The organism is Micromonospora sp. NPDC005367, from assembly GCF_040606825.1.
GTDB lineage: Bacteria > Actinomycetota > Actinomycetes > Mycobacteriales > Micromonosporaceae > Micromonospora.
The window spans coordinates 18,732-42,544 of record NZ_JBEXFP010000050.1 but is presented as its reverse complement, the minus strand read 5'-3'; the positions used below and the strand labels follow the sequence as shown (position 1 = coordinate 42,544).

Sequence of the window (23,813 nt, the reverse complement as noted above, 5' to 3'; positions counted from 1 at the left end):
ACGGCCACGACGCGCCGCCCCAGGGCGAGACGGGCGGCCGCAGGGCGGTCAGCTCTGCGGCCGGGGGCAGATGCAGAACGGCTGTCCGATGGGGTCGATGAGCACCAGCCACCGTTCGTCGCCGGGCTGGAACTGCGGCTTGGTGGCGCCCGCGGCCACGAACTCCTTCTCGGCCAGTGCCAGATCGTCGACGTGGAGGTCGAGGTGGTAGCGCTTGCCGCTGGTGGTGTCCGGCCAGGCCGGCGCCTGGTAGTTCTCGACCAGCCCGAAGCCGATCGCCGTGCCGCCGCCGCTGATCATGGCGTACTCGGGCTGGCTGTGGGTGACCTCCCAACCGAGCACCTGGTGGTAGAAGGCGGCGTGCGCCACGGGGTCGGAACTGTCGAGGTTGACCATGGCAAGGTCGGCTTTCACTGTCATGCCGGCCAGCCTGCCGTAGGTACCTGACATCTCGTGTCAGGTACCTACGGCGCAGATCACGGCTCTTCCGGAGTCAGCCGACGGCTCAGCGCGCCGACGCCGTCCGAGGTGCCCGCGACGACCAGCGCGTCACCGTGCGTGACGCGGTGCTCCGGGCCGGGCGCGGTGGTCGTACGTCCGTCGGAGAGCACGGCGACCACCATGACGCCGCGCAGCCCCGCGACGACCTCGCCGATCGCGCTGCCGACGTGCGGCGACGCGGCGGTGACCGGTACGGCGGCCACCGTCAGCGGTCCGGCCTCGCGCTCCAGGTCGGGCACGTGCTCGATGGTGGCCACGGGATGCAGCAGTTCTCCGAGCTCCCGCGACTCGGCGGCGGTGAGCGCGAGCGACCGCTCCACGGTGTCCGGGTCGCCGGAGGTGTAGAGGACGAGGTCGCGGCGACCGCTACGGTGGCACACGACACCGACGCACTGCCCCTGCGCGGTACGCAGGGTGTAGCCGACACCGATGCCGGGCAACTTCACGCGTTCGATCTGCACTATGACCTCCTGACTGTTGGGGCGGCGTGCTCGGGATGACCGGTCTCGCCGAACCAGCCGGCCAGCCGGCCGCCGCGGGCGACGGCCCGCAGCCGCCGCTCGGTGGCCTCCCGCACTCTCGGGGTGGTGAGGACGACGAGCTGGTCGCCGACACGCAGCCGTGTGTGTTCGTCGGGCACGAACGTGTCCGGGCCGCGTACCACGAGGGTGGTCGCGGCCGGCGCGGGCAACCGCAGCTCCGGCAGGTACACGCCCTGCAAACGGGAGCCGGGCTCGACGGTGACGTGGATCAGGTCGGCGGCCATCGCGTCCAACGGCGCCAGTTCGACCTGCAGGTCGGGGCCGACGGCGTGCGGGGTGAGCCGCAGTCGCCGTGCCAGCCAGGGCAGCGCCGGCGCCTGGATGACGGTGAAGACGACGACGAGCAGGAACACGACGTTGAACACCTGTTCGCTGCCGGGCGCGCCGGCGACGACCGGGATGGTGGCCAGCACGATCGGCACGGCGCCGCGCAACCCCGCCCAGGACAGGAAGACCTGCTCGCGCAGCGGCAGCCGGAACGGCAGCAGCGACACCAGCACCGACGCGGGCCGGGCGACGAGCAGCAGCGCCGTGCCGACCACCAGCGCCGGCACCACGCTCGAAGGCAGCTCGCTCGGCGTGACCAGCAGCCCGAGCATGACGAACAGGCCGATCTGGGCGATCCAACCGAGACCTTCGGCGACCGACCGGGTGGCCCGCCGGTGTGGCAGGCCCGCGTTGCCGAGCACCAGACCGGCCAGGTAGGCGGCGAGGAAGCCGCTGGTCTGCGTCAACCCGGCCACGGCGTAGGCGAGCACGCCGCAACCCACGACCGCGATCGGATGCAGCCCGGAGGTGGGCAGCGTGAGGCGGCGTAGCAGCCACACCCCGCCGGCGCCGATGGCCAGCCCGATCGCCCCACCGGCGGCCAGCTGGAAGAGCATCGCGACGAGCAGCGGCAGCGGCTCGATCGCGTCCAGACCGACCGCGCTGAACGTGAGCACCAGGATGAACGTCGGCGCGTCGTTGAGCCCGGACTCGGCCTCGACGAGGCTGGTCAGCCGTTTGGGCAGCGGGACCGCCCGCAGCACCGCGAAGACCGCCGCGGCGTCGGTGGAGGAGACGATCGCGCCGAGCAGCAGCGCGGTCTGCCAGCCCACGTCGAGCAGCAGGTACGCCGCGGCCGCGGTGACCGCCACACTGACCAGCACGCCGAGCGTGGCCAGCACGGTCGCGGGAGCCAGGACGGGCCGGACGTCGCGGACATCCGTGGTCAGGCCACCCTCCACCAGGATCACCGCGAGTGCCGCCAGGCCCAGCGCCTGCGCGAGGGCGGCATCGTCGAAGGGCAGGCCGAGCCCGTCCTGGCCGAGCAGCAGACCCACCCCGAGGTAGGCCAGCAGCACGGGCATGCCCAGCCGGGTGGCGAGGCGGGCAGCGGTGACGCTGACCATGACGACACCGGTGCCGACGGCCAGCACCAGGTACAGCTCGGTCAGCGTCACCTCGGCCCTCCTTTCGCCGGGCGCGGGGTCAGGTGAAGTAGCGCAGCCACACGTATCCCCAAGCGATCAGCGTGGTGAGCACCGTGGTGACGATGCCGTACCGGGTGAACTGCCAGAAGCTGATCGGCTGGCCGGCGCGGGCGGCCAGGCCCAGCACGACGATGTTCGCGCTGGCCGCGACCGCGGTGCCGTTGCCGCTCAGGTCGGCGCCGAGGGCGAAGGACCACCACAGTGCCTGCCCGGTCTGCGGGTCCGCCTGGGCGGCGATGTTCTCCACGATCGGCGCCATCGTCGCCGTGTACGGGATGTTGTCGAAGAACGCGCCGAGCACCGCCGAGCCGAAGATGAGGCTGGTCGCGCCGGCGAACCAGCTGTCACCGACGGCGCTGGTCGCCCACTGCCCGGCCTGCTCGATGACCCCGGTCTCGGTGAGCCCGGCGACCATCACGAAGAGGCCGAGGAAGAAGACGAGAGTCGACCACTCGACCTCGGCCAGGTATTTCGCGGTGTCGGCGCGGGTCACCAACACCATGGCGCCCGCGCCGATCAGAGCGACGATCGCCACGTCGACACCGGTCACGGTGTGCAGTCCGAAGCCGACCATCACCAGCGTGAGCACGATCAGGCTGCGGGTGAGCATCGCCGGATCGGTGATCGCGGCGCGGGCGTCCATCTCCCGTACGGCCGCGAACCGCTCCGGGTGGTACTCGAACGACCGGCGGAACATCAGCCGCGCCAGCAGGACGAACGCCAGGAACATGAGCACGGCGACCGGGGCCATGTGCACCAGGAAGTCGTTGAAGCTCAGCCCGGCGCGGCTGCCGATGATGATGTTCGGCGGGTCGCCGATGAGGGTCGCGGCGCCCGCGATGTTCGACGCCAGCACCTCGGCGATCAGGTAGGGGGCGGCGGCGATGCCGAGCCGACGACACACCGAGATGGTGATCGGCGCGACCAGCATGACCGTGGTGACGTTGTCGAGGAAGGGTGAGGCGATCCCGGTGATCGCCACGAGCAGGACCATCAGGCGGTAGGGGCGGCCCTGCGAGCGCTGGGCCGCCCAGATCGCGAGGAACTCGAACACACCGGTCTGCTTGATCACTCCGACGATGATCATCATGCCGAGGAGCAGGAAGATGACGTCCCAGTCGATGCCGGCGTGGTGGCCGTAGAACACCTCGGAGCCCGGCACCAGGCCGAGCAGGGCCATCAGGCCCGCGGCTCCCAGCACCACCGCGACCCGGTTGAACTTCTCGGTGGCGATGAACAGGAACGCCACCGCGAAGATCACGGTGGCGGCGATGGCGGGCCAGGCACTCACGGGCGCCCACCCGGCGGGCCGTGCTCAGCGCCGGGGCGCGTCCGGGCCGCTGCGGGCGGTCGCGTCGCCGGTACGGGTCGTTTCGGTACTGCGATCACGGGGACCTCCGGTGGAGTGGGCCGCCAGGGCCCTCCCCGGCAGGCTCGGGACCACCGGGGAGGGCGTCGGGGTGGCGGCGGAATGACAGAGCGGGCGTGACACCCGGCCTCCTGGTAGAAGTTCATCCGGCCGAGCCGCCGCCCGACATCGGGTCCAACACCCATTTGCCGCCGATGCTGACCCGCAAATCCCCAGCAGCCGCCGGCTCCGGCACACCGACGGACCGACGGCGGACGTCGTCCACGCCGGTGGGCCATGGCATGCTGGCCGTGCCCGTCGCGCGCACTTGGCACCGCTCGCCGCCGCAAGCGGACGCGCGTCGGGTACGGGTCCGCTTGCGGCGGCGGTCACGACGGGCGAATGGGTGCGAGCACGCATTTACACCGGCACCCGGCACCGGTCAGGCTGGCCGGAATGGTCACGGATCACGATCGTGCGGCCGGCGACGGGTGGCCGGACCGGGAAGGAGGCTTACCGGTGTCGCTGTTCTGGCGGATCTTCCTGCTCAACGCCGCCGTGCTGATCACCGCGACACTGCTGCTGCTCGGCCCCGTCACCGTCTCCACCCCGGTGCTGCTCACCGAGGCGATCGTCCTCACCGTCGGGCTCGCCGCGATGCTGATCGCCAACGCGGCGCTGCTCCGGATCGGTCTGGCGCCGCTACGGCGGCTGGCCCGGGCCATGACCACCATCGACCTGCTCCAGCCCGAACCGCGCCTGGTCGCCGCCGGGCCCGGCGGCACGGCCGAGCTGATCCGCGCGTTCAACGCCATGATCGACCGGTTGGAGGCGGAACGGGCCGCCAGCGCCGCCGCCGCGCTCTCCGCGCAGGAGGCCGAACGCCGCCGCGTCTCCCAGGAGCTGCACGACGAGGTCGGTCAGACGCTGACCGCGATGCTGCTCGAACTCAAGCAGGTCGCCCGGCACGCTCCGGAGCCGATCCGCGCGCAGCTCGCCCAGGTGCAGGAGACCACCCGCGACAGCCTCGACGAGATCCGCCGCATCGCCCGTCGGCTGCGCCCCGGGGTACTGGAGGAGCTGGGCCTGGTCAGCGCCCTCAAGGCGCTCACCAGCGAAGTCACCGGGCACACCGACCTGACCGTGGAACAGCACCTGGCGCCGGAGCTGCCCGTCCTCGGCAGCGACGCGGAGCTGGTGATCTACCGGGTCGCCCAGGAGGCGCTCACCAATACCGTCCGGCACGGCAAGGCCACCGCCGTCGAAGTGAACCTCGAGCACCGTGGCGGGTTCGTCCGGCTGCACGTACGCGACGACGGGCGGGGTATCGGCGGCGCGCCCGAGGGGTCCGGTATCCGCGGGATGCGGGAACGTGCCCTGCTGATCGGCGCGCACCTCGGTGTCGGCCCGGCACCCGGCGGAGGCACCGAGGTGCGGCTGACCGTACCGGTCGGCGAGGCGGGCGGCCGGCCGTGACCACCCGCATCCTGCTCGCCGACGACCACGCCCTGGTCCGCCGCGGCGTACGGCTCATCCTCGACAGCGAACCCGACCTGACCGTGGTGGCCGAGGCCGGGGACGGTGCGGAGGCGCTCGGCCTGGCCGCCTCCGAGCGTCCCGACCTGGTCATCCTCGACATCGCCATGCCCCGGATGACGGGTCTGCAGGCCGCGCGGGAACTGGCCCGGCAACAGCCTGACCTGCGCATCCTGATCCTGACCATGTACGACAACGAGCAGTACTTCTTCGAGGCGCTCAAGGCCGGCGCGAACGGGTACGTGCTCAAGTCCGTCGCCGACCGGGACCTCGTGGAGGCGTGCCGGGCCGCCATGCGCGACGAGCCGTTCCTCTACCCCGGCGCGGTCAACGCGTTGATCCGCAACTATCTGGAGCGCAGCGCCCAGGGCGCGGATCCGCCGGCCCGTGCTATCACCGAACGCGAGGAGGAGATCCTCAAACTGGTCGCCGAGGGCCACTCGTCCAAGGAGATCGCCCGGCTGCTGTTCATCAGCGTCAAGACGGTGGAGCGGCACCGCGCGAACCTGTTGCAGAAGCTCGGCCTGCGTGACCGGCTCGAACTGACCCGCTACGCCATCCGGGCCGGCTTGATCGAACCGTGACCGGTCCAGATCACGGAGTCCACCGGCCCCGGCCGCCTCGATGCCGCGCGGGCCGCCCGGTGCGCCGGGTCAGCACAGCAGTTCCAGGTGGTGGTGGGCGTCGGCGGCGATCTCCTCGTGCCGCAACCGGCGGCGGGCCCACAGCAGTGCGGCCAGCTCCGCCTGCTCGTCACCCCAAGCCGCGTGCTCCACGAGCAGCGCGGTGCCGAGCGCGTACGCCAGGCGCAGCGCCAGATCGCGGGCCCCGGCGACGACCGCTACACCCTGCGGGTCGGTGGCGACCGCGGCGAGGCGCTCACGCAGTTCGACGGTGACGGCGGCGAGCGTGTCGGCCAGCGCCGGCGCGAACGGCCGGGCCAGGTCGGCGGCGGCGTCGAGGCGGCGCAGCAGCGGCGGCCCGGCGTCCTCGCGGGTGACCGCGCGCAGCACGTCCAGGGCGAGCACGTTCGTGGTGCCCTCCCAGATGGGCAGCACCTGCGCGTCGCGCAGCAGCCGGGGCACGCCGGTGTCCTCCACGTAGCCGGCCCCGCCGAAGCTCTCCACGTACTCGCCGGCGGAGCTGACCGCGAGCCGGCCGGTGGCCAGCTTCGCCAGCGGCGCCACGATGCGCAGCTCGGCGGCGGCGGCCGGGTCGGCGCCCACCTCGACCCGGCCCAGCAGCGCGAACGCGTGCCCGGCGAGGGCGAACGCGCCGGCCGCGTCGACCGCGAGGGCGCCGAGGGTGGCCCGGTGCAGCGGGGACGCCGACAGCGCCCCGCCGGACACGTGCCGCGCGGAGGCGTACGCCCGCGCGTAGGCCAGCCCACGGCGCATCCCACCGGCCGCGGCCGCCGCGTTGTGCACCCGGGTCACCACCACCAGGGTCATCGCCCGGACGAGGCCGGGCCGGGCCGGGTCACCCAACGGCAGCGCGTACGCGTCCCGCAGCCCGATCTCTGCGGTCGGCAGCGCCCGGGTACCCAGCTTGTCCTTGAGCCGGTGCACGATGACGCCCGGCGCCGGCGCGAGCGGTGCGGCCCCACCGGCCAGCGGCGAGTCGACGGCGTAGCGGGGCACCAGGAACGGGGCGAGCACCCGGCTGGCCCGCCCGGAACCCTCCGGCCGGGCCAGCGCCACCGCCATCGCCGAGTCGGCGGCCGAGCAGAACCATTTCTCCCCGGTCAGCCGCCACGAGCCGTCGGCGGCCCGACGGCCGGTGGTGCTGGACCCTCCCAGGTCGGAGCCGCCCTGCGACTCGGTCATCCACTGGCCGCTGGTGATCGCCGTGTCCGGGTCGGTGCAGAGCAGCCGAGGCAGCCAGGCGTCGCGGATCGCCGGGTCGACCTCCGGGAGGCTGAGCAGCGCCGCCGCGCCGTCGGCCATGGCGACCGGGCAGGAGAAGGTGGCCGACTCCGGCCCGTACAGGTGCAGCAGGGCGTGCTGGACGACCCGGGCGGCGGCACCCCAGGTGCCGCGCGCCGATTCCAGGTACGGCAGGGCCACCACGGCGTGCCGGGCGGCCGCGGCGCGTTGCGCCTGCCAGCCGGGCGACGTGTCGATCCGGTCGATCCGCGCCCCCCACGGGTCGTAGCGGATCAGCGTGGGCGGGTGCGCCTCGGCGTCGGCGTGCGCCGCGCGCAGCGGCCCGGCCACGTCGGCGGCCAGGTCGGCGAGCCTGTCCTTCGCGGCGGCGTGTCCCTCGGCGCCGAGCTGCCGTTCCAGCCAGGAACGCAGCATCGTGTCGCCGGCGTACGGGTCGTCGGGGGCGGGTACCGGCTGCACGTAGCGGGTCATGCGCGCTCCTGGCACTGGCGGGGGGTGTGGGCCCGACGGTAGACGATGCGGTGTCACCGGCGACAGAGCCGAATGCCGCACGCGGACCCGTCCCGGTTCTTTACCGTCGTGGCGTGGGCGCTGGGCAGCGTTGGAACAGGCCGGCCCGGCGGCACCGCCCGATGCGTGTGGGGTTGGTGTTCGCCGGTGTCGGCGTCGCCCTGTGCTGCATCGGCGTGACCGGCCTCGGCGTACGCAACCTCCAGGTGGTCACCCAGGCGGCCACTCCGGTGCGGGAGACCGCCGACGAGTTCCTGCGTCAGGTGGTGCTCGGCGACACGGGCCGCGCGTACGGCCGGCTCTGCGCCGAGGCACGCAAGAAGTGGAGTGAGGGCGGATTCGAGAGCTGGGTGCGTACCCCGCCGGAGGTTCGTGACTACGAGATCGTCGACGTGTCGGTCACCACCCGCGGCGGCCGCCCGCTGGGCACGGTGGTCGTCCAGCTGACCCGTGCCAGCGGGGTGACCGAGCAGCGTGAGCTGCCCGTCGTGCAGGAGGACGGTGGCTGGCGGGTCTGCGGTGACCCTCTCTAGCGGCGGGCTCGGCGACCGGATGTCGGACCGGCGGGCCGGTCAGCCTCGCGGGCCGAGGTCTCCGCTGCGGTAGTGCCGCCGGCACAGCACCTGGTACCGCACCTCGGCGCTCTCCATGGTGTCACCGATGACGACCTGTGCGCCCTCACGGGCCACCCGCCCGTCGACCACCCGCGCGTTGAGCAGCCCTTCCCGGCCGCACCAGCAGAGCACCTCGACCTGGATGCGGGCCACCTCGTCGGCGAGTTCGAAGAGCCGCTGGGCGGCGGGGAACAGGCAGGAGCGGAAGTCGGTGGCGAGGCCGAACGCGTACACGTCGACGTCGTAGCTGTCGACCAGCTCGGCCATCTGCTCAACGTGCTCGACGGTGTAGAAGCTGGCCTCGTCGCAGATGAGGTAGTCGACGCGGACGCCTTCGTCCCGCCGGCCGCGCACCAGGGCCCGCAGGTCGAGGTCGTCGGTGACCTCGATGGCGGAGTGCGCCAGGCCGATACGGGTGGTGACCTGCGCTCCCATGGACCGGTCGATGCGGGTGGTGACCAGGCCACGGCGGCCCTGCCGGGCGTGGTTGTAGTTCATCTGCAGGGCCATGGTGGATTTACCGCAGTCCATTGGACCCCAGAAGAACTTCAGCGCGGCCGCGTGCAACGGGCGGCCGTTCATGCCGCGCGCCGCCGCGCACCCGGTGAGGAAGTCGTCCGGTGCCCCGAGGGGGCGGGCCAGGCAGGTGGGTGCGGCAGCGGCGTCGTCAGTCACGGTCGGGCAGCCTAACCCATCGACCGGCGCCCATCCGGTCGGGCGATCATGGTGCGTCCCGGACCGTCGTGCGCTAGAGGACCCGCGGCGGCGTGTTCCCGGCGGCCATGATGGCCCGGCGGATCGGCACGGCGAGTAGCAGCAGGAACCCGACCACGAAGAAGATCAGCAGCGAGACCAGCCCCACCCGGTACGAGGAGGTGAGCTGGAAGACCAGCCCGAACGCGAGCGGTCCGAGCCAGCTGGTGCCCTTGTCGCTGATCTCGTAGAAGCCGTAGTACTCGCCTTCCTTGCCGGCGGGGATGAGCTGGCTGAACAGCGACCGGCTCAGCGCCTGGCTGCCGCCGAGGACCAGACCGATCGCCCCGCCGAGGATCATGAACGGTAGCGGCGCCTCGGCGGGCAGCCGGAACGCGGCGACGATCACACCGGTCCAGAGCACCAGGCTGAGCAGCACCGTCTTCCACGCGCCGATGCGCCGGGCGAGCATGCCGAGCAGCAGCGCCCCGCCGAAGGCGAGGAACTGCACCAGCAGGATGGTGACGATCAGGGTGTCCTGCTCCAGTCGCAGTTCCTCGGTGCCGTACTGGCTGGCCAGGGTGATGACGGTCTGGATGCCGTCGTTGTAGACCAGGAAGGCGAGCAGGAAGAACAGTGTCAGCGGGTACGCCTTGATCTCCCGCAGTGTGCGGCCGAGCTGCCGGAAGCCGTCGGTGAGCACGTTGCCCCGGGCGGTCAGGGCGGCGACGGTGGGGTGTTCACGCAGCCAGCGCAGCGGCACCAGGGTGAACACGGCCCACCACACGCCGGCCGAGACGATCGACCAGCGGGCCAGGTCCAGGGTGCGCTGGGGATTGCCGTCCTCGCTGAACATCGTGACCGCGACCAGGTTGAGGGCCAGCAGCAGACCGCCACCGAGGTAGCCCAGCGCCCAGCCACGGCTGGAGATGCCGTCGCGTTCGTCGGGTCCGCCGAGCTGCGGCAGGAAGGAGTTGTAGACCACGATGGCGGCGCCGAAGCTGATGTTGGCGATCAGGAACAGCGCCCCGCCGAGCAGGTACCGGTCGCCGGTGACGAAGGCCATCGCGACGGTCGCCCCGGCGCCGGTGAAGGCCGCGCCGGCGAGCAGTCGCTTCTTGTGCATCGACCGATCGGCGATGGCGCCCATCACCGGCAGCACGAACACGGTGAGGAACACCGACAGGGAGATGAGGTACGGGTAGTACGAGCCGGCGGCGACGCGGATGCCGAGCGGGTGCACGTAGCCGTCGCAGCTGTCCGCGCCGAGTTCGCAGCCGGCGGCCAGTTCGGTGACGGTGGTGAGGAACGGGCCGAGGAAGACCGTGATGACGGTGGTCTGGAAGGCCGAGTTCGCCCAGTCGTAGACGTACCAGCCGGTGCGCTCACGGCGGGTGCTCGCTGGGGGTGGAAGGTCGGTCGCCGTGGGGGTCACGGTCTCGGCCATCGGGTCCTCTCGCCTGGTCAGGCGGCCCAGTGGCCGCGGCTGCGGTAGACGTCGCGCAGCTCGCCGACGTGATCGGTCATGATGCCATCAACACCAAGATCAAGTAAGCCGTGCATCTCGGCGGGTTCATCGATGGTCCAGACGTGCACCTGCAACCCGAGCCGGTGGCAGTACGCGAGGAACCGCCGGTCGGTCACGGGGATGCGGCCGTACCGGACGGGGACCTGGGCCGCGACCACGGACGGGGGCAGCCGCAGCGGTCGCCCGTGCAGCGAGGCCATCCGCAGTCGGGCCACCCCGCGCATGCCGAGGCTGGTGGCGACCTTCGGCCCGGCCAGGGCGCGCAGCCGGGTCAGTCGGGCGTCGCTGAACGAGGCGAGCAGTACCCGGTCGCCGGCCCCGGTCCGGGTGACCGTGTCGACGGCCGGCCCGACGCCGCGGTCGGCCTTTACGTCGATGTTGAACCGGACCTGCGGCCAGGCGCCGAGCACCTCGTCCAGGCGGGGTACGACGGCGGCGCCGCCGACGCGTACCGAGGCGAGGTCGGCCCAACGCAGGTCGGCGATGCGCCCCGGCTCGCCGGTGACGCGGCGCAGCGTGGGGTCGTGGAAGACGACGCTCACCCCGTCGGCGGTGGCGTGCACGTCGGTCTCCACGTACCCGTAACCGAGGGCGATGGCGCGGGCGAACGCTTCCGCGGTGTTCTCGTCGCCGTCGGCCGCGCCACCGCGGTGCGCGAACGCCAGCGGTGCGGGCGCGTCCAGGTAGGGGTGCACGACCGGCAGTATGCCGGGCCTGGGTGGCCCCGGGGTGACCGGTTGGCGTCGCCGCAACGAACTTCCCTATCGTCCCCTGCCGTGTCTAATATTGGGTGCGATGAGTAATGACATGTACTCGGTCGAGCAGGTGGCGGAGCTGCTCGGGCTGCACGTACGCACAGTGCGCGGCTACATCCGCGCCGGCCGGCTGCGGGCGACGCGGATCGGCAAGCAGTACCGGATCGCCCGTGCCGACCTCGACACGCTGACCGGTCGACCCGCGTCCGCGCCGCCCGCCGGACCGCCGGGGCTGGAGGTGTCGAGCATCGTGCAGGTCGACGGCGTCGACCGGACGGCGGCCGACCGGCTGGGCACGCTCGTGCTGGCCGGCGTCAACACCCACCACGACCCGGCACGCCCGCTGCGCGTGCAGACCATCCACGACGAGGAACGCCACCGAATGAAGATCGTGATCCTGGGCGACGCCGCCACCACCGCCGACCTGCTGCGCCTGATCGACACCGTGCTCGACGGTGGCGACAACCTGCTGTCCGGAGGGCCCGGCGATGCCTGACGTGCTGCAACAGCGGGGCGGGGTGTCCGTCCTGGTCTGCGACGCCGCCGGTCCGCCGGTGGCCACCATCGAAACGGCCCTCGACCTGATCGGCAACGCGTCCTTCGGCGGCGCCGAGGTGGTGGCCCTGCCGGCCGGCCGGCTCGACCCGAGCTTCTTCACCCTGGGCACCCGCTTCGCCGGGGAGGTCATGCAGAAGTTCGTCAACTACCGGCTGCGGCTGGTGGTGGTCGGTGACATCTCCGAGCATCTCGCGGCCAGCGGGGCGCTGCGGGCCCTGGTGGCCGAGTCCAACCGGCACGATCACGTCTGGTTCGTGCCCGATCTGGCAGCGCTCGACGCCCGGCTGGCCACCCGCGCCTGATCCTCGGCGATCGCGCTCGACAGACCGGCCGAGCCAGCCTGTCGAGCGCGATCGCGCTCAGCGTCGCAGGAGCCGGAGGGTCTCGTCCCAGAGGCGGTCGGCGTCCTTCTCGTTCAAAGCGTACGGGAGCACACCGGTCCTGCCGTCGGGTTGCCCGCCGATCACCACGGCCTCGTTGCCGTCCTCGAAGTATCGTCCGGTCACTCCGTCAACCTCGGGGGAGGCGGCCAGCAGGACGGAGGTGGCCGCACCCTGCTGCGGTGTCTTCCAGCCCGGCGGGAGCTCCAGGCGGTTGCCCTGCTCGTCCACCGCGCCCACGAAGCGCAGTTGCGCGTCGTCGAGGTGCCGCTGAAGGTTGGTCATGATGCCGCCCGGGTGCAGAGCATTGGCGGTGATGCCGTCGGCGGCCCACTTCCTGGCCAGGGCGACGGTGAACAGGATGGCGGCGGTCTTCGACTGGCCGTACGCCGACCAGGCCTCGTATGGCCGGGAGGTGAAGTGGATGTCGTCGAAGACGACCGGGGACTGCTGGTGGGCCGAGGAGCTGACGACGACGATCCGGGCGCCTCGCGCGGCGGCGAGCGCGTCGTGCAGACCCAGGGTCAGCGCGGCGTGACCGAGGTGGTTGACCGCGAATTGGGTCTCCCAGCCCTGCGCTGTCCGGGTCAGCTCTGGCATGGCCATGACCCCGGCGTTGTTTACCAGGATGTGCAGCGGCCCTGTCCAGCCGGCGACGAAGGCGTCGATGGAGGTGCGGTCGGCCAGGTCGAGGCGACCGACCTGGACCCGGCCGCGCCCCGCGCCCACCGTGATGTCTGCCGCGGCACGCTCGCCGGCGGCGGTGTCGCGCACGGCCAGCGTCACCTCGGCGCCGGCCCCGGTCAGCGCGCGGGCGGTCTCCAGGCCGATGCCGGACGAGCCGCCGGTGACCACGGCGCGCTTACCAGTCAGGTCCACGCCGGCGATCACTTCGGCGGCCGTCGACTGGGCGGAGTAACGGGTAGTAAAACGTGACATTTCGGAACTCCCGGGGTGCAGGGGTGGCGGGTGAGAGGTGAGTTCGGCTGGCCGTGGACGTCAGGGCGCGGCGCGGCGGATCAGTCCGACGGCCCGGCGGATCCGGCCGCGGAACTCGTCGCGAGTGGCCGAGGCCGACTTCCAGGTGAGCGCGGCTGCGAATAGCAGGTCCATCACGTCGTGAGCGTGCAGGTCACCGTCGAGCAGGCCGGGTGGGGCGAGAGCCTCGATGTGGGCGCTGAGTGTCGCTCGGGCCCGCTCCTGGTAATCGTGGAACATCGAGCCCAATTGGGGTCCGCTGTTCTCCAGGAGATCGCTGAGGTCCCGAGCCAGCTGCGTGTCGATGTACTGGCCCATCAGCGCGTCCAACCCCGCGACGATCCGCTCGTCGAAGCTCAGCGTCTCGTCGGCGAAAGCCGACTCCATGGCCCGCTGGGCGCGCTCCATGACGCCCCGCATCGCGGCGCGGTAGAGCTGCTCCTTGTTGGGGAAGAGCAGGTAGAGCCCCGGGCGGGAGATGCCGGCCGCTTTGGCGACCGCCTCCATCGAGGTCTTCTGGAATCCGTAGCGGCCGAACACGCGCACCGCCGCCTTGAGCACGGCGATGCGCTTGGGGTCGTCGTGCTCCACGTCCACGTCGCTCACGTTAGACAGTCTAGACAGATTCCCGAACGTTGTCTAATGCGTCAGGCTGTCGCGGCCTGCTGGAGGGTGACGGTGGCGACCTCGGGCGCGGCGGTCAGGCCGGTGGGCGGCGGCGGTGCGAGCGGCTGGTGTCGGCGGGCCGCCCCGGGTCGACGTGCCGGGGCCGTTCGGGCTCGTCGGGACGCAGCGGCACCAGGGCGTCGGTGATCGCGTCGATGATCCGGTCGGTGGCGCGGCGGGCCGCGCCGGGCGTCTCGGGGGTCAGGCCGGCGAGGTCGACGGGCGCACCGAAGTGCACCCGGATCACCGGGCGGCGCAGCAGGGCCTGGATGAGCCCGCGCAGCAGTCCTTTCGGGGTCCGGTACGGCATCACCTCGTGCGAGCCCCACTGGGCCACCGGTATCACCGGCGCGCCGCAGGCGAACGCGAGCCGGGCCGCGCCGGTCTTGCCCCGCTCGGGCCACATGCCGGGGTCCAGGCCGATGCGCCCCTCCGGATAGACCAGCACCACGGAGCCGGCGGCGACCGCCGCGGCGGCGTCGTCGAGCGCCCGGCCGACGGCGGCCGTGCCCCGGTCGACGCGGATGTGTCCGGCGCGCCGCATCAGGGCGCCGATCACCGGTGCGCGGAACAGCCCACCGGTGGCCATGATCCGGGGGGCGACGTTCCTGACCTGGCAGGCGGCGGTGAGCACGATCGGGTCGAACGGGCTGATGTGGTTGGCGGCGAGGACCAGCGGGCCGCGGCGCAGCTCCTCGGGGACCTCTCCGCTGACCTCGAGCCGGGCCAGGGGAGCGACGATGCCACGGGCGAGCAGCTGGGCGGTACGCCAGATCGCGGGTGGCTGCCAGGCGGCGCGGGCGATGTCCATCAGCGGTGAATGCTCCCACGTGCCGCGGTGGTGGTGACACAGCGGTCGGATTGTCACCCCGGAGGCGACGCGGTCGTCCCCGCCGACCCGGCCGGCCCTGCGGGCATCCGGGGCGGGCGGCCTGACGTGATCAGGGTCATCGGTTACGTGACGATTCGGAGCCCGGGTCGACGCGAATTTCTCTACGACGGGAAGTAGTATTTACTACGTCACGTAGTATCAACAGCTGGGGGTTCCAGGTGGACGCGTTGGACGTCGCCCGCTGGCAGTTCGGTGTCACCACCGTCTACCACTTCCTCTTCGTGCCGTTGACGATCGGCCTGTCCGTGCTGGTCGCCATCCTCCAGACGCTGTGGGTCCGCACCGGCAACGAGCGCTACCTCAAGCTCACGAAGTTCTACGGCAAGCTCTTCCTGATCAACTTCGCGATGGGTGTGGTCACCGGCCTCGTGCAGGAGTTCCAGTTCGGCATGAACTGGAGCGACTACTCGCGGTTCGTCGGCGACGTCTTCGGCGCCCCCCTCGCCATCGAGGCGCTGGTCGCCTTCTTCCTCGAATCCACCTTCCTCGGACTGTGGATCTTCGGCTGGGACCGGCTGCCGAAGCGCCTGCACCTGGCCAGCATCTGGGCCGCGGCGATCGGCAGCAACCTGTCCGCGTACTTCATCCTCGCCGCGAACTCGTTCATGCAGAACCCGGTCGGCTACCGGATCAACCCCGACACCGGCCGGGCCGAACTCACCGACTTCGTCGCGCTGCTCACCAACAAGGTCGCCCTGGTCACCTTCCCGCACACCATCGCCGGCGCGTTCCTGGTGGCCGGCTCGCTGCTGGTCGCCGTGGCCCTGTGGCACCTGATCCGCAACCGGAGCTCGGCAGACATCCCCACCTACCGGTTCGCCGCCAAGTTCGGCTCCTGGGTCACCCTGCTCGCCGCCGGCGCCGTGCTGATCACCGGCGACATCCAAGGCAAGATCATGACGCAGGTGCAGCCGATGAAGATGGCCGCCGCCGAGGGCCTCTACAACACCGAGAGCCCCGCCTCGTTCTCCGTACTCACCGTCGGCAGCCTCGACGGCAGCCGGGAAGTGTTCGCCATCAAGATTCCGTACCTGCTGTCGTACCTCGGCACCGGCCACCTCAACGGCACCGTGCACGGCATCGACGACCTGCAGGCCCAGTACGCCAGCCAGTACGGCGCGGGCAACTACGCCCCGATCATCCCGGTCACCTACTGGAGCTTCCGCTTCATGATCGCCTTCGGGATGGCGGCCGCCGCGATCGCCCTGCTGGTGCTCTGGACCCACCGCAAGGGCCGCACCCCGAGCAGCAAGTGGCTGCTACGCGCCGGCCTGGTCATGCCGGTGCTGCCGCTGCTCGCGAGCTCCTTCGGCTGGATCTTCACCGAGATGGGCCGCCAGCCGTGGATCGTTTTCGGCGAGATGCTCACCCGCAACGGGGTGTCCCGAAGCGTGTCGCTGACCGAGGTGCTCACCTCGTTCACCGCGTTCACCCTGATCTACGCCACCCTCGCCGTGGTCGAGTTCAGACTGCTGGTCCGCTACGCCAAGGCCGGCGTCCCCGACCTCACCGAACAGCCCGAGATCGACGACAGTCACGACGACGCCGAGCGACCGCTCGCGTTCGCCTACTGACCAGCGGAGCGCACCGTGGAACTCACGACCATCTGGTTCCTGCTCATCGCCGTGCTCTTCACCGGCTACTTCATCCTGGAGGGCTTCGACTTCGGCGTCGGCATGCTGCTGCCCATCCTCGGCCGCGACGACCGGGAACGCCGCGTCCTGATCAACACCATCGGGCCGGTCTGGGACGGCAACGAGGTCTGGCTGATCACCGCCGGCGGCGCCATGTTCGCCGCCTTCCCCGAGTGGTACGCCACGATGTTCTCCGGCTTCTACCTGCCGCTGCTGCTGATCCTGCTGGCCCTGATCGCACGCGGCGTCGCCTTCGAGTTCCGGCACAAGCGCCCCGAGCCGTCCTGGAAGCGCCGCTGGGACGCGGCCATCTTCTTCGGCTCACTGGTGCCGGCCGTGCTGTGGGGCGTGGCGTTCGCCAACATCCTGCGCGGCGTACCGCTCGACGCCCAGCACGAGTACGTGGGTGGCCTGCTCGACCTGCTCAGCCCGTACGCCCTGCTGGGCGGCGTGACCACCGCCGCGCTCTTCCTCACCCACGGCGCGGTGTTCATCGCGCTGAAGACGGTGGGCGAGGTCCGCGAGCGTGCCGGGAAGCTCGCGGTACGCGTGGGCGCCGTGACCATCGTGCTGGCGGTGGTGTTCCTGGCCTGGACCCTGGGCATCCGCTCCAGCACGCTCGCCGTCGCGCTCGCCGCCGCCGCGGCGTTCGCCCTGCTCGGCGCTGTCGCCGCGGCCCGCGCACGGCGGGAGGGCTGGGCGTTCGCCGGCACCGCGGCGGCGATCGGCCTGGCCATGGCGACCCTGTTCGCGGCGCTGTTCCCCAACGTGCTGCCCTCGACGCTGGACGCGGCCGGCACGCTGACCGCCACCAACGCCGCCTCCACCCCGTACACCCTGAAGATCATGGGCTGGATCGCGGTGGTGTTCACCCCGATCGTGCTCGCCTACCAGGGCTGGACGTACTGGGTGTTCCGCAAGCGCATCGGCGTGGCGCACATCCCGCAGCACTGACCACCTGACCACCGCCGGCCCGCCCGTTCCCCGGGGCGGGCCGGCGGTTCATCCGGCCGGGGACTTTGACACGCCCTAGGGTGAGCCGGTGACAGGTGAGCCATGGACGCGTCTGCTTGGCAGCGCGACGCCGGTCGTCGGCGCCCCGATGGCCGGGGGAGCCAGCACCCCGGCGCTGGTCCGGGCCGTCACCGCGGCCGGTGGCTTCGGCTTCCTGCCCGCCGGCTATCGCAGCGCCGAGGCGGTCGCCGCCGACCTGACCGGCCTGGCGGCCACCGGCACGCCGTTCGGCGTGAACCTGTTCGTGCCCGGGCCGCCCGACATCGACGAGACCACCTTCCGCGCATACGCCCGGCGGATCGCCGCCGAGGGCGAGCCGTACGGCCTCGACCTGGCCGGCGCGCCGCTGACCCACGACGACGACCACTGGTCCGACAAGATCGACCTGCTGGTGCGGCATCCGGTGCCGGTGGTCAGCTTCACGTTCGGGCTGCCCGACGCGGCGGCGCTCGCCGCCCTGCGCCGCGCCGGCACGCGGACGCTGGTCAGCGTCACCTCGGTGGCCGAGGCGCTCACCGCCCGCGACCTCGGCGTCGACGGGCTCATCGCGCAGGGCACCGAGGCCGGCGGGCACAGCGGTGTCCACGACCCCCGCCGGCCGGCGTCGCCGGCGTCCACCCGTCCGCTGGTCCACGAGGTGGTGGCGGCCACCGGCCTACCGGTCCTCGCCGCCGGTGGGGTGGCCGGCCCGGACGACGTGCGGGACCTGATCGCGGTGGGCGCCACCGCCGTGGTGGTGGGCACCCTGCTGCTACGCACCGACGAGAGCGGCACGAACCGGACCCACCGCGACGCCCTGGCCGACCCGGCGCGCACCACCACCGTCGTCACCCGCGCCTTCACCGGCCGGCCCGCCCGGGGACTACGCAACACGTTCATCGACCGGTACGAACCGGCCGCGCCGCTCGGCTATCCCGAGCTGCACCACCTGACCCGTGGCATGCGCGCGGCGGCCGCCGCGGCCGGGCACCCGGACCGGGTGCATCTGTGGGCCGGCACCGGCTACCGGCACGCGCGTACCGGCTCCGCCGCGACCGTGGTCGAGGGGTTGACCGCCGCCCTCTGATCGCCCCGGCCCACGCCGGCCACCCACCTGATCGACTCGGCTTGCCCGATGGCGGGGGATGTTCCCGCGTCTCAGGCGAGCCGAGCCGATCAGCCGTTCGCGACACGCGCCTCGCGGGCACGCGGGTCAGCGCGTCGCGTCCGCGCCCTGCTCGGTGCCCGCCTCGCGCAGCTCCGCCAGTCGGGACTCGATCTCCGCCAGCTCGGCGCGCAGCTTCTCCGCCTGCTGCTCCGCCTCGGCCCGCTCGGCCGAGAGGATCTGCTCCACCGCCTCGTGCACACCCGGCACGTCGACCAGCGCCACCATCCGCAACGCCTCCGCCGGCTTCACCACGTACGGCTTCGCCAGCGCCTTGCTGCCCTGCTGCGCCGCGACGGTCCACTCGCCGTCGGCGTAGGCCAGCGTCACGGTCAACCCGGCCGGACCCTTCGGCTTCGTCACCTTCGCCGCCCGGCGTGCCGGCTTGGCCGCCTCGACCGTCTCCACCTTCGACTCCTCACGCGGCGCCGGTCGCGACGCCGGCACCTGGTCCAGAACGAACTCCGGCTCCGCCGGTGCCGCGACCGGCTCCGGGTGCGGCTCCGGCTGCGGCTCCGCCGCCTTACGCCCCGCGCCTCTCGGCGCCACCGCCACGTCGGCGGGGGAGAAGGGCAGCTCGTCACGCCCGAACCGGACGACGACGAACTCGTCGGACTCGGCCGGATCGGTCAGCTCCACCACCTGACCGATCTGTCCGGCGATCTGCCCCGCCGCGGCGGTGAACACCACCTTCGGCTTGCGGCCCGCGGCCAACGCCTCCCGGAAGGTGCGCACGTCGTCTTCGGACAACCCCTGGCCAGCGGCACCCATCAGCAACCTCTCCCGTACACCTGTTTGATTCATGTCTTGATACCAGTCGGCTGTGACAGCGCTGACGGCGGACCACCCACCGCGGTCCACCCGCCCCGCCCAAGCTTCCTCCACTGTGGACCATCGTGGAGCCGGGTCGTCGGCCGGTACCCCGCCGCACCGCGGCACCGAAGCCTGGACGATCACCCCCAGACTGCGGCCACCTCGCCGGCGACCACGTTCGCCTGCGCCCGACCGGCCCGCGCAGCCCCGGCCCGGCGCGCCGGATCCAGCACGTTACGCCCGATCGCCGCCCGCGCCGCCGCGTCCGGCGACACCACGACCACCCGCGCCCCCTGCGCCCGCAGCGCCGCCACCTGCGCCGCCAGGCGCGGCATCGGCCCGAACGCCGCCGTCGTCGGCGCCAGCACCACCACCCGCCGCGCGCCGGCCGCCAGATCCGCGTTCACCGGCGAACGCATCCCACCGTCGACGTACCGCCGGTCGCCGATCGTCACCGGCGGCCACACCCCGGGCACCGCGCAACTCGCACCCACCGCGTCCACCAGCGACACCCCGGAGTCGGCGTCGAAGACCACGAACTCACCCGAGTGGGCGTCCACCGCCGTCACCAGCAGCCGGCGGCGCGGCCACTCCCGCTGCGGCAACCGCGCCGCGATCACCGCTCGCCGCGACTGCTCCGACGGGGTACGCGCGGCCAACGCCATCGTCCCGATCCGTACCCGCGCCCGCACCGCGTCGCGGGTACGGGCACCCGCCCACGTCAGCCGCAGCACCGCCACCGGGCCGAACCGCGCCGCCACCTCACCCCGCGACGGCTGAAGCTGCGCCGCGTACGACTCCTGCACCGGCCGGCCAGAGCGCAGCTGCGCGCCCACCACCGAACCCGCCGACGTACCCACCACGAGATCCGCCTCGGCCAGCGACACACCGTGCTGCGCCAGCCCGGCCAGCAGCCCCCACTCCCAGGCCACCCCGGTCACACCGCCGCCGCCCAACACCAACGCCCGCGTCATGTGATCATCCCCTCCCAACCGGCGCGTGCCGGTCACGGTAACGTCGAGCGCACCAGCACGGCAGGGGAGAAACGTTGAGACCGGTCACTGTCATCACCGGCGGCAGCCGCGGTATCGGCGCCGCCACCGCTCGCCGGCTCGCCGGCACCGGCCACGACATCACCTTCGCCTACCGGCGCGACCACGACGCCGCGGCGTCCGTCGTCGCCGACATCCAGGCTGCCGGCCGTCGAGGCGTCGCCGTGCCCGCCGACACCACCGACCCCGACCAGGTCACCGCCCTGTTCGACGCCGCAGCCGAACTCGGCGAGATCACCGGACTGGTCAACAACGCCGGCGTGACCAGCCCGATCGGCCCCTTCGTCGACCTCGACCCCGCCGACCTGCGGCGCGTCGTCGACGTCAACCTGATCGGCTACGTGCTCTGCGCCCAGCAGGCGGCCCGCCGGATGAACGCCGGCGCCGCCATCGTCAACGTCTCCTCCGCCGCGGCCACCCTCGGCAGCCCCAACGAATACATCCACTACGCGGCGGTCAAGGCCGCCACCGACACCCTCACCCTCGGGTTGGCCAAGGAACTCGCCGCCCGCGGAATTCGCGTCAACGGTGTCGCCCCCGGCATCATCCGCACCGACATCCACGCCGTGTCCGGCGTACCCGACCGCGCCGACCGCGCCGCCAGTCGCATCCCACTGGGCCGGGCCGGCGAACCCGACGAGGTCGCCACCGCCATCGCCTGGCTGCTCGGCCCCGAGGCGTCCTACACCACCGGCACGGTGCTGCGGGTCGCCGGCGGCCTCTGAGCTCGCCCACCGCCACGCGGACGGCCCGGGACCTGAAGCCCCGGACCGCCCGTACGGTCAACTCGTGAACAACTTCGCCGCCGTGATCGCCGTCTGCGCCACCCCGTAGCCGAGCAGCACCGACACCACCAACCAGGAAATCCACAACCGGGCCTGCTGCCCGCGCGGGCCGACCTCGTTCATCGCGTGCCGCTCCTCTCCGCCATCGTCTCGGTGTCCGGCTCCGGACCGGCCGTCGGGGGTTCGTGGAAGCGTTGCGGCACCGGCCGGACCAGCAGGTTGGCGATGAACCCCACGGCCAGCACCCCGACCATCGTGAACAGCGCCGGCCGGTACGCCGCGGCCGTCAACGTGCCCGGCTCGCCCTGCGCGTCGAGGAACCCGTTGACGATCAGCGGACCGGCGATCCCCGCCGCCGACCACGCGGTCAGCAGCCGGCCGTGGATCGCGCCCACCTGGAAGGTGCCGAACAGGTCCCGCAGGTATGCCGGCACGGTGGAGAACCCGCCGCCGTAGAAGGACAGGATCACGCACGCCAGCAGCACGAACAACGCCGTCGCCGCGTGCCCCACCACCGACAGCAGCGCGTACAGCACCATGCCCACACCCAGGTACAGCAGGTAGATCGGCCGGCGACCGATCACGTCCGACGTCGACGACCACACGAACCGGCCCGCCATGTTGAACAGCGACAGCAGACCCACGAAGCCACCCGCCGCGGCCACCGACACCGACGAGACCCCGCCCTCGCGGAAGAAGTCCTGGATCATCGGGCTGGCCTGTTCGAGGATCCCGATGCCGGCGGTCACGTTGCAGAACAACACCACCCACAGCAGCCAGAACGACCGGGTCCTCACCGCGTTCGCCGCCGACACGTTCGCCGTGGTCACCAGCGGCTTCGCCGCCACCCGAGCCGGATCGAACCCGGCCGGACGCCAGCCCGGCGCCGGCACCCGCACGTTGAACACCCCGAACATCATGATCAGGAAGTAGCCGACGCCCAGCGTGACGAACAACCACACCAGCGCGCTCCCGGACGCCGTCGAGCCCGCGTTCGACGGGTCGTACCCGCCGTCGTAGAACGACAGCAACTGGCGCGACAGGGGAGAGGCCACCATCGCCCCGCCACCGAACCCCATGATCGCCAAGCCGGTCGCCAGTCCGGGCCGGTCCGGGAACCACTTGATCAGCGTGGAGACGGGGGAGATGTAACCGATGCCCAGCCCGATGCCGCCCAGCAGCCCGTACCCCAGATACAGCAGCCACAACTGCCGCGTCGCGATACCCACCGCACCGACCAGGAAGCCGGCCGCCCAGAAACACGCCGACACGAACATCGCCTTGCGTGGCCCGTTCGCCTCCACCCACGTGCCCGCCACCGCGGCCGACAGCCCCAGCATCACGATGGCGATGCTGAAGATGACACCGATCGCCGTCTGGCCGGTGTCGAAGTGCGCGATGAGCGAGTTCTTGTACACGCTCGTCGCGTAGACCTGCCCGATACAGAGATGGATCGCGAGCGCCGCCGGTGGTATCAGCCAACGGCTGTAACCCGGCGGCGCGACGGTGTGCCGACGATCAAGTGCGGAAAGCATGCCGCGGCGTCCCTTCGGAAGATTTTCGGATTCCCTCCCTTCATCCACCCGACGACCGTCCACGGGAAAGCCGATCATCGCCGGACGGTCGCTGCGGTGAGCCGAACGGTCGACACCCACCGGCGACAGTCCCACCGCCACCCTCACTGCGCGTCCGTTTCACCCCGACCGAAGCCGTGCCACGATGACGGCGTGAGGACGCTCTTCGGTGACGTCGCCGACACCTACGACGACGTACGCCCCGGCTACCCCGACCGCATCGCCGAAGCCATCGGCGACTACCACGGCACCATCCCGGAACAGATCGTCGAGATCGGCGCCGGCACCGGCAAGGCCACCCGCCTGCTGCAAACCCTCGGCGCGCCGATCACCTGCCTCGAACCCGACCCCCGGATGGCCGCCCGACTCACCGCCAACCTGCCCGACGTCACCGTCCACACCCAGACGTTCGAACAGTGGACACCACCTCCCGGTGGCGTACCGATGATCGTCGCGGCCCTGGCCTGGCACTGGCTCGACCCCGCCGCCCGCAACCAGCATGCCCACGACGCCCTCACCCCCGGCGGCACGCTCGCGATCTTCGCCCACAAGTACGGCTACGCCGACCCCGCGCAGTCGCGAGCCATCGACACGGCGCTGCGCGCCGTCGACCCCGACGTGCAGAACCGCCCGGCCGGCTGGTTCCAACTCGACGTCACCACCAGCGGCCGGTTCACCGACGTACGCGCCGAGACCGTCGACCGGGACCTCACCCTGTCCACCGACCGCTACCTGGACCTGGTGCGCACCTTCGGCCTGTTCCGCCACCACCAGGCCGACCAGCAGGAACGGGCCCTCACCGCCGTCCGTTCCCTCGTGGACGGCTTCGGCGGCGGCATCGTCCTGCGGCTACGCACCAGCCTGGTGCTGGCCCGCCGACCCCGGCCGACCGACCCCGAATGACCGTCACCCGCCGATAAGGAACGTTTACAGTA

General features: G+C 71.9%; 25 protein-coding genes. 10 read left to right on the top strand and 15 right to left on the bottom strand.

Features of this window, described 5'->3' with window-relative positions; translation table 11 throughout:
* Positions 1-48: 48 nt before the first annotated feature.
* The 4 genes from ABZS42_RS26500 to ABZS42_RS26485 are packed head-to-tail and all read right to left on the bottom strand — an operon-like array spanning position 49 to position 3,809.
* A complete protein-coding gene (locus ABZS42_RS26500; RefSeq protein WP_355149697.1) occupies positions 49-420 on the bottom strand; it encodes a VOC family protein in 372 nt (123 codons plus the stop codon).
* Positions 421-476: 56 nt separating this feature from the next.
* The gene (locus ABZS42_RS26495) at positions 477-962 is read right to left on the bottom strand and encodes a TrkA C-terminal domain-containing protein (RefSeq protein WP_355149695.1); all 486 of its coding nucleotides are present in this window, start codon (positions 960-962) and stop codon (positions 477-479) included.
* Positions 962-2,488, bottom strand: a complete 1,527-nt coding sequence (locus ABZS42_RS26490; RefSeq protein ID WP_355149693.1) for a potassium/proton antiporter — start codon at positions 2,486-2,488, stop codon at positions 962-964. Before ABZS42_RS26490 ends, ABZS42_RS26495 begins: the two co-directional genes overlap by 1 nt.
* A gap of 28 nt (positions 2,489-2,516) precedes the next feature.
* On the bottom strand, positions 2,517-3,809 hold the full coding sequence (locus ABZS42_RS26485) for an ArsB/NhaD family transporter (RefSeq protein ID WP_355149691.1): 1,293 nt from the start codon (positions 3,807-3,809) through the stop codon (positions 2,517-2,519).
* 576 nt (positions 3,810-4,385) lie between these two features.
* On the opposite strand from ABZS42_RS26485, the gene ABZS42_RS26480 reads away from it, so the two are divergent.
* A complete protein-coding gene (locus ABZS42_RS26480; RefSeq protein ID WP_355149689.1) occupies positions 4,386-5,342 on the top strand; it encodes a HAMP domain-containing sensor histidine kinase in 957 nt (318 codons plus the stop codon).
* Positions 5,339-5,986: a response regulator transcription factor gene (locus ABZS42_RS26475; RefSeq protein ID WP_355149687.1), complete on the top strand. Its 648-nt coding sequence runs from the start codon at positions 5,339-5,341 to the stop codon at positions 5,984-5,986. Before ABZS42_RS26480 ends, ABZS42_RS26475 begins: the two co-directional genes overlap by 4 nt.
* A gap of 69 nt (positions 5,987-6,055) precedes the next feature.
* On the opposite strand, the gene ABZS42_RS26470 is transcribed toward ABZS42_RS26475, so the two are convergent.
* The gene (locus ABZS42_RS26470) at positions 6,056-7,759 is read right to left on the bottom strand and encodes an acyl-CoA dehydrogenase family protein (RefSeq protein WP_355149685.1); all 1,704 of its coding nucleotides are present in this window, start codon (positions 7,757-7,759) and stop codon (positions 6,056-6,058) included.
* Positions 7,760-7,920: 161 nt separating this feature from the next.
* Here ABZS42_RS26470 and ABZS42_RS26465 point away from each other — a divergent pair, with 161 nt between their 5' ends.
* Positions 7,921-8,331 (top strand): hypothetical protein, encoded by a 411-nt coding sequence (locus ABZS42_RS26465; protein ID WP_355149715.1) that lies wholly within the window; start codon positions 7,921-7,923, stop codon positions 8,329-8,331.
* 39 nt (positions 8,332-8,370) lie between these two features.
* Here the strand turns inward: ABZS42_RS26465 and ABZS42_RS26460 are convergent, their stop codons facing one another.
* The 3 genes from ABZS42_RS26460 to ABZS42_RS26450 all read right to left on the bottom strand — a co-directional run bounded on the left by ABZS42_RS26460 (position 8,371) and on the right by ABZS42_RS26450 (position 11,328).
* The gene (locus tag ABZS42_RS26460) at positions 8,371-8,994 is read right to left on the bottom strand and encodes a thymidine kinase (RefSeq protein ID WP_355149713.1); all 624 of its coding nucleotides are present in this window, start codon (positions 8,992-8,994) and stop codon (positions 8,371-8,373) included.
* A gap of 166 nt (positions 8,995-9,160) precedes the next feature.
* The gene (locus tag ABZS42_RS26455; protein ID WP_355149683.1) at positions 9,161-10,552 is read right to left on the bottom strand and encodes an MFS transporter; all 1,392 of its coding nucleotides are present in this window, start codon (positions 10,550-10,552) and stop codon (positions 9,161-9,163) included.
* A 17-nt stretch (positions 10,553-10,569) separates the two neighbouring features.
* Positions 10,570-11,328 carry a glycerophosphodiester phosphodiesterase gene (locus tag ABZS42_RS26450; protein ID WP_355149681.1) on the bottom strand — a complete coding sequence of 253 codons (759 nt, stop codon included), beginning with the start codon at positions 11,326-11,328 and terminating at the stop codon, positions 10,570-10,572.
* Positions 11,329-11,428: 100 nt separating this feature from the next.
* Here ABZS42_RS26450 and ABZS42_RS26445 point away from each other — a divergent pair, with 100 nt between their 5' ends.
* Together ABZS42_RS26445 and ABZS42_RS26440 are read left to right on the top strand one after the other, a co-directional pair.
* Positions 11,429-11,884 (top strand): helix-turn-helix domain-containing protein, encoded by a 456-nt coding sequence (locus ABZS42_RS26445; protein WP_355149679.1) that lies wholly within the window; start codon positions 11,429-11,431, stop codon positions 11,882-11,884.
* Positions 11,877-12,248, top strand: a complete 372-nt coding sequence (locus ABZS42_RS26440; protein WP_355149677.1) for a DUF4180 domain-containing protein — start codon at positions 11,877-11,879, stop codon at positions 12,246-12,248. Before ABZS42_RS26445 ends, ABZS42_RS26440 begins: the two co-directional genes overlap by 8 nt.
* 57 nt (positions 12,249-12,305) lie before the next feature.
* Here the strand turns inward: ABZS42_RS26440 and ABZS42_RS26435 are convergent, their stop codons facing one another.
* The 3 genes from ABZS42_RS26435 to ABZS42_RS26425 all read right to left on the bottom strand — a co-directional run bounded on the left by ABZS42_RS26435 (position 12,306) and on the right by ABZS42_RS26425 (position 14,781).
* On the bottom strand, positions 12,306-13,265 hold the full coding sequence (locus ABZS42_RS26435; protein WP_355149675.1) for an SDR family NAD(P)-dependent oxidoreductase: 960 nt from the start codon (positions 13,263-13,265) through the stop codon (positions 12,306-12,308).
* Positions 13,266-13,325: 60 nt separating this feature from the next.
* Positions 13,326-13,910, bottom strand: coding sequence for a helix-turn-helix domain-containing protein (locus ABZS42_RS26430; protein ID WP_355149673.1), 585 nt, complete (start codon positions 13,908-13,910; stop codon positions 13,326-13,328).
* Between the two features lie 94 nt (positions 13,911-14,004).
* A complete protein-coding gene (locus tag ABZS42_RS26425; protein WP_355149671.1) occupies positions 14,005-14,781 on the bottom strand; it encodes a lysophospholipid acyltransferase family protein in 777 nt (258 codons plus the stop codon).
* A 239-nt stretch (positions 14,782-15,020) separates the two neighbouring features.
* Between ABZS42_RS26425 and ABZS42_RS26420 the strand changes: the two genes are divergently transcribed.
* The 3 genes from ABZS42_RS26420 to ABZS42_RS26410 all read left to right on the top strand — a co-directional run bounded on the left by ABZS42_RS26420 (position 15,021) and on the right by ABZS42_RS26410 (position 18,576).
* Positions 15,021-16,436, top strand: a complete 1,416-nt coding sequence (locus ABZS42_RS26420; RefSeq protein WP_355149669.1) for a cytochrome ubiquinol oxidase subunit I — start codon at positions 15,021-15,023, stop codon at positions 16,434-16,436.
* A 15-nt stretch (positions 16,437-16,451) separates the two neighbouring features.
* Positions 16,452-17,450 (top strand): cytochrome d ubiquinol oxidase subunit II, encoded by a 999-nt coding sequence (gene cydB, locus ABZS42_RS26415; RefSeq protein ID WP_355149667.1) that lies wholly within the window; start codon positions 16,452-16,454, stop codon positions 17,448-17,450.
* An 88-nt stretch (positions 17,451-17,538) separates the two neighbouring features.
* Positions 17,539-18,576, top strand: a complete 1,038-nt coding sequence (locus ABZS42_RS26410; protein ID WP_355149665.1) for a nitronate monooxygenase — start codon at positions 17,539-17,541, stop codon at positions 18,574-18,576.
* A gap of 126 nt (positions 18,577-18,702) precedes the next feature.
* On the opposite strand, the gene ABZS42_RS26405 is transcribed toward ABZS42_RS26410, so the two are convergent.
* Both ABZS42_RS26405 and ABZS42_RS26400 read right to left on the bottom strand, forming a co-directional pair.
* The gene (locus ABZS42_RS26405; RefSeq protein ID WP_355149711.1) at positions 18,703-19,425 is read right to left on the bottom strand and encodes a hypothetical protein; all 723 of its coding nucleotides are present in this window, start codon (positions 19,423-19,425) and stop codon (positions 18,703-18,705) included.
* Between the two features lie 182 nt (positions 19,426-19,607).
* On the bottom strand, positions 19,608-20,441 hold the full coding sequence (locus ABZS42_RS26400) for a patatin-like phospholipase family protein (protein ID WP_355149663.1): 834 nt from the start codon (positions 20,439-20,441) through the stop codon (positions 19,608-19,610).
* Between the two features lie 74 nt (positions 20,442-20,515).
* Here ABZS42_RS26400 and ABZS42_RS26395 point away from each other — a divergent pair, with 74 nt between their 5' ends.
* Positions 20,516-21,244 (top strand): SDR family oxidoreductase, encoded by a 729-nt coding sequence (locus ABZS42_RS26395; protein WP_355149661.1) that lies wholly within the window; start codon positions 20,516-20,518, stop codon positions 21,242-21,244.
* A 57-nt stretch (positions 21,245-21,301) separates the two neighbouring features.
* Here ABZS42_RS26395 and ABZS42_RS26390 read toward each other — a convergent pair whose 3' ends face one another.
* Positions 21,302-21,427, bottom strand: a complete 126-nt coding sequence (locus ABZS42_RS26390) for a hypothetical protein (protein ID WP_355149659.1) — start codon at positions 21,425-21,427, stop codon at positions 21,302-21,304.
* Complete coding sequence (locus ABZS42_RS26385) at positions 21,424-22,839, bottom strand: OFA family MFS transporter (protein WP_355149657.1); 1,416 nt, start codon at positions 22,837-22,839, stop codon at positions 21,424-21,426. The genes ABZS42_RS26390 and ABZS42_RS26385 overlap by 4 nt, the downstream gene beginning before the upstream one ends.
* A 192-nt stretch (positions 22,840-23,031) precedes the next feature.
* Here ABZS42_RS26385 and ABZS42_RS26380 point away from each other — a divergent pair, with 192 nt between their 5' ends.
* Entirely contained in the window at positions 23,032-23,781 is a 750-nt protein-coding gene (locus ABZS42_RS26380) for a class I SAM-dependent methyltransferase (protein WP_355149655.1), read from the top strand.
* Positions 23,782-23,813: the final 32 nt, after the last annotated feature.

Excerpts from the sequence above, each read along its gene's own strand:
- ABZS42_RS26500 (WP_355149697.1), bottom strand. The coding sequence starts at position 420 with ATGACAGTGAAAGCCGACCTTGCCATGGTCAACCTCGACAGTTCCGAC.
- ABZS42_RS26470 (WP_355149685.1), bottom strand. The coding sequence starts at position 7,759 with ATGACCCGCTACGTGCAGCCGGTACCCGCCCCCGACGACCCGTACGCC.
- ABZS42_RS26465 (WP_355149715.1), top strand. The coding sequence starts at position 7,921 with ATGCGTGTGGGGTTGGTGTTCGCCGGTGTCGGCGTCGCCCTGTGCTGC.
- ABZS42_RS26460 (WP_355149713.1), bottom strand. The coding sequence starts at position 8,994 with ATGAACGGCCGCCCGTTGCACGCGGCCGCGCTGAAGTTCTTCTGGGGT.
- ABZS42_RS26455 (WP_355149683.1), bottom strand. The coding sequence starts at position 10,552 with ATGGCCGAGACCGTGACCCCCACGGCGACCGACCTTCCACCCCCAGCG.
- ABZS42_RS26445 (WP_355149679.1), top strand. The coding sequence starts at position 11,429 with ATGAGTAATGACATGTACTCGGTCGAGCAGGTGGCGGAGCTGCTCGGG.
- ABZS42_RS26440 (WP_355149677.1), top strand. The coding sequence starts at position 11,877 with ATGCCTGACGTGCTGCAACAGCGGGGCGGGGTGTCCGTCCTGGTCTGC.
- ABZS42_RS26435 (WP_355149675.1), bottom strand. The coding sequence starts at position 13,265 with ATGTCACGTTTTACTACCCGTTACTCCGCCCAGTCGACGGCCGCCGAA.
- ABZS42_RS26425 (WP_355149671.1), bottom strand. The coding sequence starts at position 14,781 with ATGGACATCGCCCGCGCCGCCTGGCAGCCACCCGCGATCTGGCGTACC.
- ABZS42_RS26405 (WP_355149711.1), bottom strand. The coding sequence starts at position 19,425 with ATGGGTGCCGCTGGCCAGGGGTTGTCCGAAGACGACGTGCGCACCTTC.
- ABZS42_RS26400 (WP_355149663.1), bottom strand. The coding sequence starts at position 20,441 with ATGACGCGGGCGTTGGTGTTGGGCGGCGGCGGTGTGACCGGGGTGGCC.
- ABZS42_RS26390 (WP_355149659.1), bottom strand. The coding sequence starts at position 21,427 with ATGAACGAGGTCGGCCCGCGCGGGCAGCAGGCCCGGTTGTGGATTTCC.
- ABZS42_RS26385 (WP_355149657.1), bottom strand. The coding sequence starts at position 22,839 with ATGCTTTCCGCACTTGATCGTCGGCACACCGTCGCGCCGCCGGGTTAC.